We start from the raw sequence: 16,775 nt of genomic DNA, 5'->3' as shown, positions 1-16,775 counted from the left end.
GGAGGTCACTCCGCCGCCATCGCCCGGTAGCGCGCCGGATCGTAGTTGAGGATCGGCGAGAGCCAGCGCTCCACTTCCGGAATGCTCATGCCCTTGCGGGCAGCATAATCCTCCACCTGATCGCGCTCCACCTTGGCGACGCCGAAATAGTAGGCGTCCGGATGGGACAGGTAGAGACCGGAGACCGATGAGCCCGGCCACATGGCATAGGACTCGGTCAGCGTCACGCCGATGCGGCGCTCGGCCTCCAGCAGGCTGAACAGGGTCGCCTTCTCCGTGTGATCGGGCTGGGCCGGATAACCCGGAGCCGGACGAATGCCCTGGTACTCCTCGCGGATCAGGTCCTCGTTGGAATAGGCCTCGTCCGGCGCATAGGCCCAGAACTCCTTGCGCACGCGCTGGTGCATGCGCTCCGCAAAGGCTTCCGCCAGGCGATCGGCCAGGGCCTTCACCAGGATCGACTGGTAATCGTCGTTCGCCCGCTCGAAGCGCTCGGCGATGCGGACCTCCTCGATGCCCGAGGTCACGACGAAGCCGCCGACGTAATCGGCCTTGCCGCTCTCGACCGGGGCCACGAAGTCCGACAGGCAGAGATTGGGCTTGCCGTCGCGCTTGGAGAGCTGCTGGCGCAGTCCGTGGAACGTGGCGAGCTGTTCGGAGCGGCTCTCGCCCGTGAACAGCCGGATATCGTCGCCGACCGCGTTCGCGGGCCAGAAGCCGATGACCGCCTTTGGATTGAACCAGCGCTCGTCCACGAGGCGCTTGAGCATGGCCTGGGCATCCTCGAAGAGCTGGCGTGCCGCCTCGCCCTGTTCGGGGTCGTCGAGAATGGCCGGGAAACGGCCCTTCAGCTCCCAGGTCTGGAAGAACGGCGTCCAGTCGATATACGGCACCAGTTCCCCGACATCGTAGCTGCGGAACACCCGGGCGCCGGTGAAGGTGGGCTTGGGCGGCTGATAGGCCGACCAGTCGATCCTCAGCGCATTGGAGCGCGCCTTTTCGAGCGGCAGGCGCTGCTTGTCCGCCTCGGAACGGGCATGGGCGTCGGCGACCTTGCGGTACTCGGCCTGTACCGTCTCCACATAGCCCGGCTTCATCTCGGGCGAGAGCAGCGAGGACACCACGCCGACGGCGCGGCTCGCGTCCGTGACGTAGACGGCCTGCCCCTTGTTGTAGTTCGGGTGGATCTTCACCGCAGTATGAACCCGGCTCGTGGTGGCTCCTCCGATCAGCAGCGGAATGTCGAAACCCTCGCGCTCCATCTCGCTCGCCACATGGACCATCTCGTCCAGGGAGGGCGTGATGAGGCCGGAAAGGCCGATCACGTCCACGTTCTCCTTGCGGGCCGTCTCCAGGATCTTCTGGGCAGGCACCATGACGCCGAGGTCGATCACCTCGTAGTTGTTGCAGGCCAGAACCACGCCGACGATGTTCTTGCCGATGTCGTGCACGTCCCCCTTTACGGTCGCCATCAGCACCTTGCCGGCGGCGGAGCGCGCAGCCGCTCCGGATTTCTCCTTCTCCGCCTCCATGTAGGGCATGAGGTAGGCCACCGCCTGCTTCATCACGCGGGCGGATTTCACCACCTGGGGCAGGAACATCTTGCCGGCGCCGAACAGGTCGCCGACCACGTTCATGCCCGCCATGAGCGGCCCTTCGATGACGTGCAGCGGACGTTCGGCGGCTTGACGGGCCTCCTCCGTGTCCTGCTCGATGAACTCGGTGATGCCGTTGACGAGCGCATGTTCCAGGCGCTTCTCGACCGGCCAGCCGCGCCATTCGAGGTCGACGGTCTTGGCCGCCCCCGCGCCGTCGCCCTTGAAGCGGGGCGCCGCATCCAGCAGGCGCTCCGTCGCGTCGGGCCGGCGGTTGAGGACGACGTCCTCGCACAGTTCGCGCAGCTCCGGATCGATCTGCTCGTAGACGGCGAGCTGACCGGCGTTCACGATGCCCATATCCATGCCGACCTTGATGGCGTGGAACAGGAAGACCGAGTGCATCGCCTCGCGCACCGGCTCGTTGCCGCGGAACGAGAACGAGAGGTTCGACACGCCGCCCGAGATATGGGCGTGCGGCAGCGTCTCGCGGATGATCCGCGTCGCCTCGATGAAGGCAACGCCGTAACCGTTGTGCTCCTCGATGCCGGTGGCGACCGCGAACACGTTGGGATCGAAGATGATGTCCTCCGGCGGGAACCCGACCTCCTCGGTGAGAATCCTGTAGGCGCGGGTGCAGATCTCGACCTTGCGCTCCAGGGTATCCGCCTGCCCCTGTTCGTCGAAGGCCATCACCACGACGGCGGCGCCGTAGGAACGGCAGATCCTGGCCTGCTCGACGAAGGCGTCCACGCCCTCCTTCATGGAGATCGAGTTCACGATGGCCTTGCCCTGAATGCATTTCAGGCCGGCCTCGATCACGTGGAACTTGGACGAGTCCACCATCACGGGCACGCGGGCGATGTCGGGCTCCCCGGCCACGAGATTCAGGAACTCCACCATGGCCTTCTCGGAATCGAGCAGGCCCTCGTCCATGTTCACGTCGATGATCTGCGCGCCGTTCGCCACCTGGTCGCGCGCCACGTCGAGAGCCGCCGCATAATCGCCGTTGGTGATGAGTTTGCGGAACTTGGCGGAGCCGGTGACGTTCGTGCGCTCGCCCACGTTCACGAAGGGAATGTCGGAGGTGAGAACGAAGGGTTCGAGCCCCGAAAGGCGCATGAGCGGCTTGACCTCGGGCACCTGCCTCGGGGCCTTGCCCGCAACCGCATCCGCAATGGCGCGGATATGGTCCGGCGTCGTGCCGCAACAGCCGCCGACCACGTTCACGAGGCCCGCATCGGCGAACTCGGCCAGCATTCCCGCGGTCGCTTCGGGACGCTCGTCGTAGAGGCCGAACTCGTTGGGCAGGCCCGCATTCGGATAGGCGCACACGAGCGTATCCGCGACCTTGCTGATCTCCTGGATATGCGCCCGCATCTCGCGCGCACCGAGCGCGCAGTTGAGGCCGATGGAAAAGGGATCGGCATGACGCACGGAATGCCAGAACGCCGTCGGCGTCTGGCCGGAGAGCGTGCGTCCGGACAGGTCCGTGATGGTGCCCGAGATCATGATCGGGAGCCTGACGCCCTTCTCGGCGAAGACCCGATGCGTCGCGACGATGGCCGCCTTGGCGTTGAGAGTGTCGAAGATGGTCTCGATGAGGATGATCTCGGATCCGCCGTCGATGAGCCCCCTCACCTGCTCGGCATAAGAATCGCGCACCTCGTCGAAGGTCACGGCGCGATAGCCGGGATTGTTCACGTCGGGAGAAATCGACAGCGTCCGGTTCGTCGGACCGATGGCGCCGGCCACGAAGCGGCGGCGGCCATCCTCCTTCTGCGCCAGGAGCGCGGCCTCGCGCGCAAGGCGGGCGCCCTCGAAGTTCAGGTCGTAGACGATCTCCTCCATGCCGTAATCGGCCTGGGCGATGGAGGTGCCGGAAAAGGTGTTGGTCTCGACGATGTCGGCGCCTGCGCGGAAATAGTTGAGATGCACGTCCCGCACCGCGTCCGGCTGGGTCAGGATCAGGAGGTCGTTGTTGCCCTTGACGTCCTGCTTCCAGTCCTTGAACCGCTCGCCCCTGAAATCCTCCTCGGAGAAGCGGTAGCTCTGGAGCTCGGTTCCCATCGCGCCGTCGAGCACGAGAATGCGCTTCGATGCGGCTTCGCGAAGGGCCTTCAGAATATCGGCACCGTCGGCAGGACAAGGAGTGAAAGTCGTCATTTTCTTTTCTTTCGCCATGACCGCACGGTCCGGCACGTCGCAGAATGATCAGGCTGCCACTTTCACGGCGTGGTCGCGCAATCCCAGCAGGTGGCAGATCGCGTAGACCAGGTCCGCGCGGTTCATGGTGTAGAAGTGGAACTCGCTGACGCCCCGGTCCACGAGATCGATCACCTGCTCGGCGGCGACGGCGGCGGCGATGAGCTTCCGCGTGTCCACGTCGTTGTCGAGACCGTCGAACCGCGCAGCGAGCCATGCCGGAATGGTGGCGCCCGCCTTGGCGGCGAAATTCGCGGTCTGCTTGAAGTTCTGGACGGGAACGATGCCGGGAACGATGGGAATGTCGATGCCCCGCGCCCGGACGCGGTCGAGATAGCGGAAGTAGTGGTCGTTATCGAAGAAGAACTGCGTGATCGCGCGGTCGGCGCCGCAATCGACCTTGGCCTTCAGGGCGTCGATGTCGGCATCGAGGGACGAAGCCTCGGGATGCTTCTCCGGATAGGCCGAGACCGACACCTCGAAGTCGCCGATGGATTTGATCGCCGACACGAGGTCGCAGGCCTGCTGATAACCGCCCGGATGGGGCACGTAAGTCGTGCCGAGCCCGCCGACCGGGTCGCCGCGCAGGGCCACGACATGGCGGACGCCTGCCTCCCAATAGGAGCGGACGACGTCGTTCACCTCTTCCTTGGTGGCCGCCACGCAGGTGAGGTGCGCGGCGGGCTTCAGCGCCGTTTCGCGCACGAGGCGGGACACCGTGGCGTGGGTCCGCTCGCGGGTCGAGCCGCCGGCGCCGTACGTGACGGAGACGAATTGCGGATCGAGGGGGCCAGACGCTCGATGGAGGACCAGAGCGTGGCCTCCATCTCCGGAGTCTTGGGCGGGAAGAACTCGAACGAGACTCGGATCGAACAGGTGTCCTGCCGGCTGGGGCGGAGCGTGAGCGGCGACATCAGGCAACCTCTTTGTTGGATTCGATCAGAGGCCAATCCGTCGCCACGCGGCGATCCTGGCCGAGCCAAAGGGAAACGACCAGCTGCTCGCCGGCCTTCTTTTGCGGCGCGACATCCCGCGTGAGCGTGCAGTCGAGGCCCGATTCATCGAGCCAGGTGGAGACCTGCTCGGGCGCAAAGCCGAGACGGCGGTGGGCCTGAGCCTCGCGCAGGAACTCGAGATTGTGGGGCGCGAAATCCACTACCAGGATGCGCCCGCCGGGAGCGACGAGACGGGCCGCCTCGCGGATCGCCCGGGCCGGATCGTCGAGATAGTGCAGCACCTGATGGATGACGACGAGATCGAACGTGTCGCGCGGGAACGGAGGCGCATAGATGTCCCCCTGCCGGAGTTCGATCCGCGAGAGCCCGGCCTTTTCCAGGTTCGCCCGCGCCACGGAAAGCATGGCGTGGCTGGCATCGAGCCCGACTGTCCGCAGCGCGCGCGGCGCCAGCAGCTGCAGCATTCGGCCGGTGCCGGTGCCGAGATCGACGAGATTGACGATCGGCTTCGACCCGAGGGCGTCCACCACGGCCGCCTCGACAACCGCCTCGGGAGCATGGAGCGACCGGATGCGGTCCCAATCGGGAGCAAGGCGGGAGAAGAAGGCCTGAGCCGCCTGGGCACGCTGCTCGCGAACGGTCTGCAGCCGGGTGCGGTCCTCCAGCAGTTGCGGATCCGATCGGTCGAGGCTGTCCAGCATCGGGCGGAGGATGCTCAGGGCCGGTCCCCGGTCCGTCAAGCGGAAGAAGGCCCAGGCCCCTTCGCGGTGGCGCTCCACGAGGCCGGCCTCGACTAGAAGCTTCAGATGACGGGAAATCCTGGGCTGGGACTGGCCGAGGATATCGGTGAGGTCCGACACCGAAAGCTCGCCCTCCGTGAGAAGAGCCAGGATCCGCATGCGCGTTTCCTCGGCCGCAGCCCGCAGCACGTTCAGGGTCGTATCAAGAGACGGGGACGCAGAATCGGTCACAGCCAAATCTCGCTCTCACATATAAAGATATGTTTATATCTTCATCGTAAGCGCGCGGCAAGCGGATCCTCACCCCTTTCTGCGGACCACCTTGGCCCGTTGCGCCATCAGGACCAGGACGAACACCCCGGTGGCGACGAGCCACGCTGTCGGCTCGATGGGCTCCCGGTTGAGAAGCGCCGCGAAGATCAGGGTGATGAAGGTCTGCAGCAGCTGAACCTGGCTCACATGGGCAATCCCGCCGAGGGCCAGGCCGGCGTTCCAGGCAAAGAAGCCGAGATACTGGCTCATGAGCGCGACGTAGGCGAAGCCGATCCAGCTCCAGGCCGGAACGGCCGCAGGCGTGGCCGGCATGGTCCAGAGGGCCAGGGGAATCGTGGCCGGAAGGGCCACCACGAGAACCCAGGAAATGACCTCCCATCCGGCATAGCCGCTGCGGACGAGCTTTCCGGACAGGACGTAGCCGAGGGCGGAGGTCAGGGCGGCTGCCAGAAGGTAGAGGTCGCCCTTCCCCAGGGAGCCGCCTCCCTCGTACAGCGTGAACCCGACGACCAGGGCCGCACCGGCCACGGCGGCTGCCCAGAAGGCCGGGCTCGGCCGCTCCCCGGCGATGAGGGCGCTGATGGCGGAGGTGGCGAGCGGCAGGATGCCCAGGACGACGCCCCCATGCGAGGCGGGCACGCTCTGCATCGCAAGCGCAGTGAATCCCGGGAAGCCTCCGACGAGGCACAAGGCGACGAGCGCCAGCGTCCCCACCTGTCTTCTCTCCGGCCAGGGCTTGCGCAGAAGCAGCAGCGTCGTCCCGGCCAGAAGCCCCGCCACCGCCGCCCGGCCGGCCGTCACGAAAAGCGGGCTGAGAAACTCGACGGCGAGATGGGTGAAGGGGAGCGTGCCGGCGAAGATGCACACGCCCACGAAGCCCAGGAGCAGGCCCGAGGTTTCACGCGACATGGTGGGCCATCAGCGGAAGGGCGGCTCGTCGAAGCTCCGCAGTTTTCGGGAATGGAGCGAGCCGCGCTGGCCCCGGAGATTGTCCAGGGCGGCAAGTCCGATCATGAGGTGCTCCCCCACAGCGCGCTCGTAGAACGCATTCGCCGCGCCCGGCAGCTTGATCTCGCCGTGAAGGGGCTTGTCGGACACGCAGAGCAGCGTCCCATAGGGAACGCGCAGGCGATAGCCCTGAGCCGCGATGGTGCCGCTTTCCATGTCCACGGCGATGGCGCGGGACAAGTTGATCTGCCGCCGCTCCTGGCTCCAGCGAAGCTCCCAGTTGCGGTCGTCGTAGGTCACGACCGTGCCGGTGCGCAGGCGCCGCTTCAGGTCGTCGCCCCGGTCGCCGGTGACCTGGGCCGCCGCCTCCTGCAGGGCGACCTGGACCTCGGCCAGGGCGGGAATCGGGATTTCCGGCGGCACGGCACCGTCGAGAATGCGGTCGCGCCGGAGATAGCCGTGGGCCAGCACGTAATCGCCGATGGTCTGGGACTGCCGCAGGCCGCCGCAATGGCCGACCATGAGCCAGCAATGAGGACGCATCACCGCCAGGTGGTCCGTGATGTTCTTCGCGTTGGAGGGCCCGACCCCGATATTCACCAGGGTGACGCCGTGTCCGTTGCGGTGGATCAGGTGATAGGCCGGCATCTGGAACCGGTGCCAGGGGGAGGATGCCACGAGTTCGGCGACGGCGGAGCCCTTCAGTCCCCGCTCCACCACGATCCCGCCCGGCAGGACCAGCCTCTCGAACTCGCTGTCCTCCTTCGCCAGTTCACCGACCGCCCACTGGACGAACTGGTCCACGTAGCGGTGATAGTTGGTCAGCAGGATCCAGGGTTGAACGGACCGCCAGTCGCTGCCTGTATAGTGCACGAGGCGCCGGAGCGAATAGTCAACCCGGGCGGCGTCGAACAGCGCCAGCGGCCGCGGATCGCCCTCCCGGAAGATCCAGGTGCCGTCGGCGATCTCGTCGCCGACCTTCGCCAGCAGCGGTGTCGGGAAATGCTGCGCCAGCTCCGCAGCGGAATGGGCGCCCCGGCCCAGCTCGTCGCCACGCTCGAAAACGTAAGGGTACGGGATCTCCTGATCGCTGACGCCAACCTCGAGGGTCGCGCCGTAGTCGCGCACGAGATAGTTCAGCTGCTCCAGGAGGTAGCTCTTGAAAAAGGTGGGCTGGGTGATCGTCGTCGCATAGACGCCGGGCCCCTGGAACTTGGCATAGGCGCGCTGCTTGACCGGCGGCAGGGATGTGGCCCGATAGGTCAGCCGCAATTCCGGATAGCGAAAGCGGGCCCTCTCGCTGGCGGTGGGGGCGGTCCCGGTGGAGAAGAAGTGCTCCAGCGCATGGCGCTGCGCCTCGATGGCCGTGTCGTAGAGGTGAATGAGCCGATCGACGGCTTCTTCAGGAGTCGCAACGGTTTGAAAGGCTGGAATCTGATCGGCTGGCACGGGGACGTCTCATGTCATGTCTCGTGCCTCAAGGGTCATACACCCTTTCGAACAGGAACCCAACCGCCTTGTGAATTAGAACGGGAGGCGCATTCCCTGCCAATCGAAGAAGCCTCCGGTCTCCTCCAGTGTCAGCCTATCGATGAGCCGTACTATCCCGCCCGCGCTTTCCTCAACGGAAATATCGGCACCTGAGCCACCCATTTCCGTCTGAACCCAACCCGGATGCACGGAAACAACTGTGATGTCATCATTTCGAAGATCGGTGGCCAGGCCTTGCATGACCTTGTTCACGGCAGCCTTCGATGCCCGATAGGCGATCCGGTCGGACTTCGCATAGGACAGAGACCCCATGCGGCTGCTGATTGTGACGATCCTACCCGAGGATGCCCGCCGCAGATGCGGGAGAAAAGCCTGGATGACCCGCAGGGGTCCGAGGGTGTTGACCGCTAGAGTGTCGAGAAACCCGTCGAAATCCATGTTGAGAGTCGACTGGCGCTCAGGCCCGATGATGCCAGCATTGTTGACGAGCACGTCAATCGGCCCGCTCACAATCATCGCGGCTTCAGCAATGGAGCGTCCGTCCCGGACGTCGAGCGAGAGCACGTCAAGTTGTCCACCATCCTTGAATGGCGCCCATTCCGGGGGACAGCGCGATAAATCGCGAACGGTGCCAATCACATAGTCGCCGCGGGCAAGCAGAACGCGGACGAGCTCTCGCCCGATCCCGCGGCCTGCACCAGTAATGAGATATGTTCCCACGCTGCGAACTACCGCGCGAACTTCTTGTACTTGATCCGGTGCGGAATCGTGGAATCCGTACCGAGGCGGCGCTTCTTGTCCTCCTCGTAATCGGCGAAGTTGCCCTCGAACCACTCCACGTGGCTGTCGCCCTCGAAGGCGAGGATGTGGGTGGCGATGCGGTCCAGGAACCAGCGATCGTGGCTGATGATCACGGCGCAGCCCGCATAATCCTCCAGCGCCTCTTCGAGGGCGCGCAGGGTGTCGACGTCGAGGTCGTTGGTCGGCTCGTCGAGAAGCAGGACGTTCGAGCCCGACTTCAGGATCTTGGCGAGATGCACGCGGTTGCGCTCGCCGCCCGAGAGCACGCCCACCTTCTTCTGCTGGTCCGACCCCTTGAAGTTGAAGGCGGAGCAATAGGCGCGGGCATTGATCTCGCGCTTGCCGAGATAGAGCACCTCGTTGCCGCCGGAGATCTCCTCGTAGAGGGTCTTGTTGGCATCGAGCGAATCGCGGCTCTGGTCGACGTAGCCGAGCTTGACGCTCTCGCCGATCTGGATCGAGCCCTCGTCCGGCTGCTCCTGCCCCGTGATCATGCGGAACAGGGTGGTCTTGCCGGCGCCGTTCGGGCCGATGACGCCCACGATGCCGCCCGGAGGCAGCTTGAAGGACAGGCCGTCGATGAGCAGCTTGTCGCCGAAGGCCTTCTTGAGGTTGTCGAACTCGATGACGTTGTTGCCCAGGCGCTCGGCGATGGGAATGATGATCTGCGCCGTGGTCGGCCCCTTCTCGGCCGCCTTGGCGACGAGATCCTCGTAGCGCTGGATACGGGCCTTGGACTTGGCCTGACGGGCCTTGGGCGAGGCCGAGACCCATTCGCGCTCGCGCTCGATGGTGCGCTGGCGCGCCTCTTCCTCGCGGCCTTCCTGGGCCAGGCGCTTCTGCTTCTGTTCCAGCCAGGACGAGTAATTGCCCTCGTAGGGGATGCCCCGGCCGCGGTCGAGCTCGAGGATCCAGCCGGTCACGTTGTCGAGGAAGTAGCGGTCGTGGGTGACGATCAGGATGGCGCCCGGATAGGTCCGCAGATGGCCTTCGAGCCAGGCGGTGGTCTCGGCGTCCAGGTGGTTGGTGGGCTCGTCGAGGAGGAGCAGTTCCGGCTGCTCCAGGAGGAGCTTGCACAGCGCCACGCGACGGCGCTCGCCGCCCGAGAGCTTGTCCACGGACCAGTCGTCCGGCGGGCAGCGCAGGGCGTCCATGGCCTGATCCACCTGGGAATCCAGGTCCCACAGGCCCTTCGCCTCGATCTCGTCCTGGAGGCGGGTCATCTCGTCCGCCGTCTCCTCGGAGTAGTTCATGGCGAGCTCGTTGTAGCGGTCGAGGATCGCCTTCTTGGCGGCCACGCCCTCCATCACGTTCTCGCGGACGTTCTTGGTCGGGTCGAGCTGCGGCTCCTGCGGCAGATAGCCCACCCGCGCGCCTTCGGCCACCCAACCTTCGCCGTTCCAGTCCTTGTCGATGCCGGCCATGATCCGGAGCAGGGTCGACTTACCGGCGCCGTTGACGCCGAGCACGCCGATCTTGGCGTCCGGGTAGAAGGACAGGTGGATGTTGTCCAAGACCTTCTTGCCGTTCGGGTAGGTCTTGGTGAGACCACGCATGTGGTAGATGAACTGACGGGACACGGCAAAAACCCTGCTGAATGGTGAACGCGATGAATGGATTGCGCGTCAGTTAGCAGGGGGAGCCAAGACCGGCAAGGGTTTGGGATCAGAGACCGAAGGGATAGGTCTCCGGCATTCCCTTCCCGTGGGCATGGGTGAGCGGCGTCACGGCCCTGGTCTCGTCGAACCACACGAAGGCATCGAACTGCTCGGCCATGACGGCCTCGAAATAGTGGCTGTAGAGCTCGGTCTCGGGCCGGTAGATCACCCCGATGGCCCGTTCCAGGCGTGGCCGCGACAAGGCTTCCTTCAGATCCTGCTGTCCGTTTTCCCGCCAGTCGGTCAGGAAACAGCCGAGCCCGGCATCGCGGAAGATCCGCTCGTGGCTGTCGGGCCTCGCCGGCCGGACGTCCTTGACCTCCATGGGGCCGTCCCAGTCGCTGGCGGCGGCGACCGTGCCGCGGTCGGTGCCGAACCCGATCAGCACCGCCTCGCCGCGATAGGCCGTGCGGCAGAGCTCACCAATATTGAACTCCCCCTGCCAGCCCATGGCCGTCGCCGAGGCGTTGCCGATATGGGAGTTGTGCGCCCAGATCACCGCCTTGGCGTTCTCGCGCCGGGCCAGGAGGCTCTGGAGCGTATCGAACATGTGCCGGTCGCGCAGGTTCCAGGACTCCGTCGAGCCCTCGTACATGATGCGGTAGTAATGCTCCGCCGCATGGACGATCTTAGCGTTCTGCACCGCGTCGAAGAATGCCTCGCCGCCATCGGCCTTCAGGTATTCCAGCCTCCGGTCGAGCATGGATTGGAGCTGGTCGAGCAAGGTCTGGTCGCAGGGCCGTTTGCGGCCCGTGAGGACGGCTCGCCCGTAGAGGGCGGGATCCGACTGCCAGGGGCTGAGGCAGCCATATCGTCCCCGGGCCTCATCGACACCCTCGGGATCCACCTTCTCCAGATATTTCAGCACCGACTGAATGGACGAGTGCAGGCTGTAGACGTCGAGGCCCCGGAACTCGGCGCGCTCAGCCTCCGGCCGGTCACGGTTGTGGTCGCGCATCCAGTTGACGAAATCCGCCACCTCGTCATTGCGCCACATCCAGGTGGGAAAACGCTCGAAAGCGGCATCGTCCGTGTCCGGAACCTTGCGATGCCGCACATAGGCGTCGATCCTGGCGGCGTCCGGCCAATCGGCCTCGACGGCCACGATGTTGAAGCCGTGCTCCTCGATCAGGCGCCGGGTGATCGCGGCCCGCGCCCTGTAGAATTCCGACGTGCCGTGGGTCGCCTCGCCGAGCAGAACGACCTTGGCGTCGGAAAAGCGGTCGAACATGGAACCGAACGCGGTTGCATCCGAAATCGGAGGCAATGTCTCGCCATGCTCGCGCACGACCTCGACAGCCTCACGGATGCCCGCCTCGTTCTCTTTCTGCTTCCATGACAATCCGGCCATCGCAACACCTCGTGAAGCCCAGAGACAACGCTTCTGCGGTGCTCCACTAACGATGGGGAGGTTGTCCTGTTCCGGGTGATCAGGATGCCCTGGCTTGCGGCTCGTCCGTTTTCGACATGCTCTCCAGCGCGGTCAGCGCGGCGGCTCTTGCCGCCTCCGGATGCTCGACGCCCGGCGGCATTTGGACGATGACCTGAGGACGGGCGAACTGAATTCCCTCACGAGCGAAGGCGTCGCGAACGCGCTGGTACACCTCACGCTGCAGCCCCCATTGCTCGCCGGGCTTGGCCGTGAACTTGACTCCGACGACGATGCCGTACTGCTCCATGCGTCGGACGCCCTGGAACTTCAGCGGCTGGAGCAGATGGGAGCCGAACTCCTCGTCCCCGTCCAGCTCGGCGGCGATCTGCTTCACGATCTTCTTCGCTTTGACGAGATCGGTGTCGAACGCGATCGTGAATTCGATCTTCACGATGGTGTAGTCGCGGCTGAAATTGGTGATCTGGCGGATTTCGCCGAACGGCACCGTATAGAGCTGACCGCGCGGATGCCTCAGCCGCAGGGAACGGATCGACATTTTCTCGACGGTGCCCTTGGCATTGCCGATCTCGACGAACTCACCGAGCCGAAAGGCGTCGTCCGCCAGGAAGAACAATCCGGAGATCACGTCCTTCACCAGGGTCTGCGACCCGAAGCCGATGGCGATGCCCAGCACGCCCGCTCCGGCGAGCATGGGCGCGATGTTGATCCCCATCGCCATCAGGATCACCATGCCGGCGACCGAAAAGATGAAGATCGCCGTCGCCGCCCGCAGGAGCGGCAGAAAGGTCTGCAGGCGCGTCGCCGCCAGGATGTGCCCTTGATCGTCGGAGCGGGTGATGTCCGCATGAGCGGCAGGGGCGTAGGAATCCAAGGCCGTGCGGGCGAGTTCCCACAGCATGAGCGCAAGCGCGCAGGCGATGCCGATATCGATGACGGCCCGGGCGAAAGGCTCGCCCAGTCGATCCGTCGCCAGAGCCAACGGATTGATGTTCCAGATCAGGGCGAAGCCGATCCCGTAGCCGGCGAAAGCCGCGAGACGGGCACTGCGCCGCAGCGCCAACCGCCACGCCTTCACCTCCTCCGCCGCGACGGAAGGCTTCGCGAACAGAAAGGCGAGAACGATGCCAAGAAGCAGAACGCTCGCGGCCCCCTTCGAGAATGCCGCACCCTGATGATGAACGGATGCCACCACCGTCACGACGCCGGTCAGGCTCAGCATGAGAACGGAGACGCCATACCAGTGGGGCCTGATATACCGGACGATCACGTCTCCCGCTTCGTAGGGCCTTCCCCAGTCCTGCGGAAGAGCGCTCCGAAAGGCGCCGAGGGCGCCGAAACCCGCGCCGAGAAAGCCGAGCCAAAGCAGGGTCGCGAGGGCGAGCCGAGGCTCCGCCTCGACGCCGGCGAGCCTCAACAGACCGAGGAAAACGTAACCGAACGCGAGGATGCCGAGCCCCGAACGAATGCGGTGCAGCGGCTTGCGGATCGTCTCTTCCCGATCCCGGCCGGCAAGCAGCCGCAGGAATGTATCCACCACATGCATGAAGCCCCAGGCGAGGCTGAGGGCGAGCGCTGCGGACCGGATCGGAGATCCCTTGAACGCGAGGACGATCAGCGTCGGCAGAGGGAACAGGAGCGCGGCGAGCAAGGCCCCGGCCCTGTGCGTGAGAGCGAAGTGCCAGGACCGCCGGACAATCCCTTCCAGCAGGTACCCTGCCAGAACGGCCGCAGCCATGGCGGCAAGCAAGAGCAGGAGCGACTGAGGCATGGAGCGGCCGCTCGCCAGCCAGGCAAGCATCTGGCCCAGCGCCTCCGGAATAGCTCCGATTCCTGTGCCCACCGCCTCGGCATGGGCGGCCATTCGCTCCGCCGCCCGTTCGGAGGCGGCAACGAGGGCGGCGGCATCCTCCTGGGCCAGCGCCGTCCCGGTGAGCGCCGGAAAGGCACCCGCCGATGCGCCGATAGAGCCAACCCGCAACATGATCCGATCCCTCGCGTGCAGCCGCCCGGGCGCCGAATGCCCGGACGGCTCCCTCATGAGATACGACAGGATGGATTGACGCAACGCTAAGGCCAGGAAAGCCTTAAACGGACGCTACCGCCAGATCTTCCGCCATGTCCGCCATCATGGCGGCAAATGCCTCCTCGGCGGCCAGAACGGTGGTCATCTGCACCGTATGGGCGAAGCGGTAGGGCTCGCCGTAGATCGTCTCGTCCGGAAACTCCGTGATCAGCGTGAGCGGCGTCGGATAGCGCTCGTCGGCCGTCAGCAGGCACGGCACGTCGTTGATGATCTCGTAAGGCGTCCCGCCGGAATGGATCGCACAGATCTCGATCTGGCGCCGGTTGAACTCGGGCAGGCCCGGAACGGCCGAAAGGCGCTTCGTCACGGCCTCGACCAGCCTGCGCGCCTGCTCCGCCCAGGAGGGCTTGTGCCGCATGACCAGGAAGAAGCCCTTCGGGATCGACCAGAGTTCGAACCCGCGCGGCAGATAGCCGGTGAAGGGCCGCGTCCATTCATGGGCCGGATAGCCGTGCAGATTGACGTGGAGCTGCGCGCCCGACATCTGCAGCGCCTGGATCCGCGCCCCCTTCTCGTAGGTCGGGCTGCCCCGGTCGTATTCCAGATCGTTGCCGAGGGAAGTGTAGCGCGCCGCATGGTGCATGTGGCGCGGATTGCCCTCGCAGAGACGACCATGCAGCGCGTAGCCGTCCGGGTTCTCCACGGGGATGAGGGCGATGTTCGCCTCGGGATCGGCAAGCAGGTGCCTGGCCGCCCTCAGGGCGCCTACCGGCGCCGAGGTCTCGTTGGCGTGCTGGCCGCCGGTGACGAGCACCGCCGGACGCGAGCCCGACCGGTAGAGGCCACGCACCGGCCGCCCTTCGCGGGACAGGCCTTCGAACGTCTCGCCCGGAAGTTCCGCCAGCTCCCGGTGGATCTGCGCCAATCCGGGGGCCGCATCCGCAGCGTCGAGGTCCTGTTCCGCCCGGTGCGGATCCTCGGGAGCGCCGAAGGAGCGCAGTTCCACGCGCACATGCGCGTCCCCGTCCCCTTCGCGGATGTCGGGCACGATCTGGCCCGGCTGCAACCCGCGATCCTCCGGGGGGCGGCCCGACCTGTGCTTGAAGAACTCGAGCAGCGAGAAATAGAAATCCTCGTGCAGCGCCTCACGGGTGCTCATCACCTCGTCGTCGTAGCCCAGGGATCTTTCGATCCCGGGGATCGTCACATCGATCGCAAGGGTCTCCGCATAGGGCTCCGCCGCAGGCCATTCATGGGCTGCGACCGCTTCCATGACTTTCCGGAAGACGATTTCGATCTCCGTTTCGAGCGCCCGGTCGATGTCGGGCGCATTTCCGGGAAGCCCCGTGACCTTGAGCCAGCCTGTCGGCGTCAGGTCGACCTGTTCGAGATGGTTCGTGCGCAGGCGGTTCGGAGCGAACACCTCGTGCTCCGCCGCACGCCCATCGGTGTATTCCACGCGCACCCGGTAGGTCAGGTCGGCCTCGCCGGGCTCGAAGACGGTTTCGACGCCGTCGAGCAGGGCGGCGAGCGGATAGGCCTCCGACAGGAAGCGCATGGGATCCGCCTCCTCGTGCACGGGATAGCAGACGGCGACCCGCTTCAGGTCCGCCATGTCGATGTCTTCGAGGAAGGCATGAACGAGAGGCTTGTAGGCACTGTGCAGCCGCGCCGAAATGCCCGCCTCCGCGAGAGTCCGCTCCGCCTCGCGGCGCGCGGGCTCATCCTCGAAGAGCCAGGCCTCGAGACGAGCCCCGCGGCGGGTTTCACCGGTCCACTCGCGCAGGAGAGTGTCGAGGGTACGGGGGACCCGCTCATTGAGTAGAATCGTCATTTTCCTGTCTGTCCTGTCGGATCCAAGAGGTCGCGCAGCCAATCGCCCAGGAGGTTGAGGCCGAGCACGGTGAACATGATGGCGAGGCCCGGGAAGACGCTGACCCACCAGGCCGACTGCAGGTAGGTGCGCCCGTCGGCCAGCATGCCGCCCCAGCTCGGGATCAGCGGATCGACGCCAAGCCCGAGGAAGGTGAGGCTGCTCTCGAGCAGGATGTTGTTGGCGACGTTCAGCGTCATGAGAATGACGATGGGGCCGAGCACGTTGGGCAGGATATGGGTGAAGATGATGCGTCCGTTGCCGACGCCGATGGCACGGGCCGACAGGATGAACTCCCGGTCCCGCAGGGCCAGGACGGAGCCGCGCACCAGACGGGCATACTGCACCCATTGCGCGACGATCATGAAGAAGATCACCTTGTCGACGCCGGTTCCGAGAATGGCCAGGAACATGATGGCGATCAGGATGAACGGCAGGGCGAGCTGGATGTCGGCGAAGCGCATCAGCAGCACCTCGGCGATGCCGCGGTAATAGCCCGCCACGAGGCCGACGAGCGTGCCGAGCACCACCGCCCCGAGCACCGACAGAATGCCCACCGTCAGGGAGATCTTGCCGCCGACGATGACGCGCGCCAGCACGTCCCGCCCCAGCGGATCGGTGCCGAGGATGTGCGCCGGATCCTGGAAGGGCGGGATCAGGCGGGCCATCAGGTCCATGCTCTCGCCGCCATCCGGAAACAGGAAGCCGGAGAACAGGACCGCCAGGCACATGCCGCCTGTGAGAGTGATGCCGAGGGCGAATTCCAGCGAGCGGAAACGCCGGCGGTTCGGGGATACGGCCTGAGCTCCTGCCATGGGA

Annotated in this window: 10 protein-coding genes and 1 pseudogene; all 11 read right to left on the bottom strand. The window is 65.6% G+C overall.

All coding sequences use genetic code 11. The features are described 5' to 3' along the window. Positions 1-5: 5 nt before the first annotated feature. Positions 6-3,761: a methionine synthase gene (gene metH / locus LGR44_RS18215; RefSeq protein ID WP_226742138.1), complete on the bottom strand. Its 3,756-nt coding sequence runs from the start codon at positions 3,759-3,761 to the stop codon at positions 6-8. A gap of 48 nt (positions 3,762-3,809) precedes the next feature. Then, positions 3,810-4,714, bottom strand: a pseudogene (gene metF, locus LGR44_RS18210) (methylenetetrahydrofolate reductase [NAD(P)H]). After that, positions 4,714-5,727: an ArsR/SmtB family transcription factor gene (locus LGR44_RS18205; RefSeq protein ID WP_226742137.1), complete on the bottom strand. Its 1,014-nt coding sequence runs from the start codon at positions 5,725-5,727 to the stop codon at positions 4,714-4,716. The pseudogene metF and the gene LGR44_RS18205 overlap by 1 nt, the downstream one beginning before the upstream one ends. A 69-nt stretch (positions 5,728-5,796) precedes the next feature. Beyond that, positions 5,797-6,678, bottom strand: coding sequence for a DMT family transporter (locus tag LGR44_RS18200; RefSeq protein WP_226742136.1), 882 nt, complete (start codon positions 6,676-6,678; stop codon positions 5,797-5,799). 9 nt (positions 6,679-6,687) lie between these two features. Then, on the bottom strand, positions 6,688-8,166 hold the full coding sequence (locus LGR44_RS18195) for an AMP nucleosidase (RefSeq protein WP_226742135.1): 1,479 nt from the start codon (positions 8,164-8,166) through the stop codon (positions 6,688-6,690). A gap of 75 nt (positions 8,167-8,241) precedes the next feature. Then, the gene (locus tag LGR44_RS18190) at positions 8,242-8,928 is read right to left on the bottom strand and encodes an SDR family oxidoreductase (protein ID WP_226742134.1); all 687 of its coding nucleotides are present in this window, start codon (positions 8,926-8,928) and stop codon (positions 8,242-8,244) included. A gap of 8 nt (positions 8,929-8,936) precedes the next feature. Then, positions 8,937-10,589 carry an energy-dependent translational throttle protein EttA gene (gene ettA, locus LGR44_RS18185; RefSeq protein ID WP_226742133.1) on the bottom strand — a complete coding sequence of 551 codons (1,653 nt, stop codon included), beginning with the start codon at positions 10,587-10,589 and terminating at the stop codon, positions 8,937-8,939. Between the two features lie 85 nt (positions 10,590-10,674). Beyond that, on the bottom strand, positions 10,675-12,018 hold the full coding sequence (locus LGR44_RS18180; RefSeq protein WP_226742132.1) for an erythromycin esterase family protein: 1,344 nt from the start codon (positions 12,016-12,018) through the stop codon (positions 10,675-10,677). Between the two features lie 79 nt (positions 12,019-12,097). Beyond that, the gene (locus tag LGR44_RS18175; RefSeq protein WP_226742131.1) at positions 12,098-14,041 is read right to left on the bottom strand and encodes a mechanosensitive ion channel family protein; all 1,944 of its coding nucleotides are present in this window, start codon (positions 14,039-14,041) and stop codon (positions 12,098-12,100) included. A gap of 103 nt (positions 14,042-14,144) precedes the next feature. Continuing rightward, entirely contained in the window at positions 14,145-15,917 is a 1,773-nt protein-coding gene (locus LGR44_RS18170; protein ID WP_226742130.1) for a M14 family zinc carboxypeptidase, read from the bottom strand. After that, positions 15,914-16,771 (bottom strand): ABC transporter permease, encoded by an 858-nt coding sequence (locus LGR44_RS18165; protein WP_226742129.1) that lies wholly within the window; start codon positions 16,769-16,771, stop codon positions 15,914-15,916. The genes LGR44_RS18170 and LGR44_RS18165 overlap by 4 nt, the downstream gene beginning before the upstream one ends. Between the last annotated feature and the right edge of the window lie 4 nt (positions 16,772-16,775).

The organism is Microvirga lenta, from assembly GCF_020532555.1.
In the GTDB taxonomy this organism is placed as follows: Bacteria; Pseudomonadota; Alphaproteobacteria; order Rhizobiales; family Beijerinckiaceae; genus Microvirga; species Microvirga lenta.
This window is presented reverse-complemented; position numbering and strand designations above follow the sequence as displayed.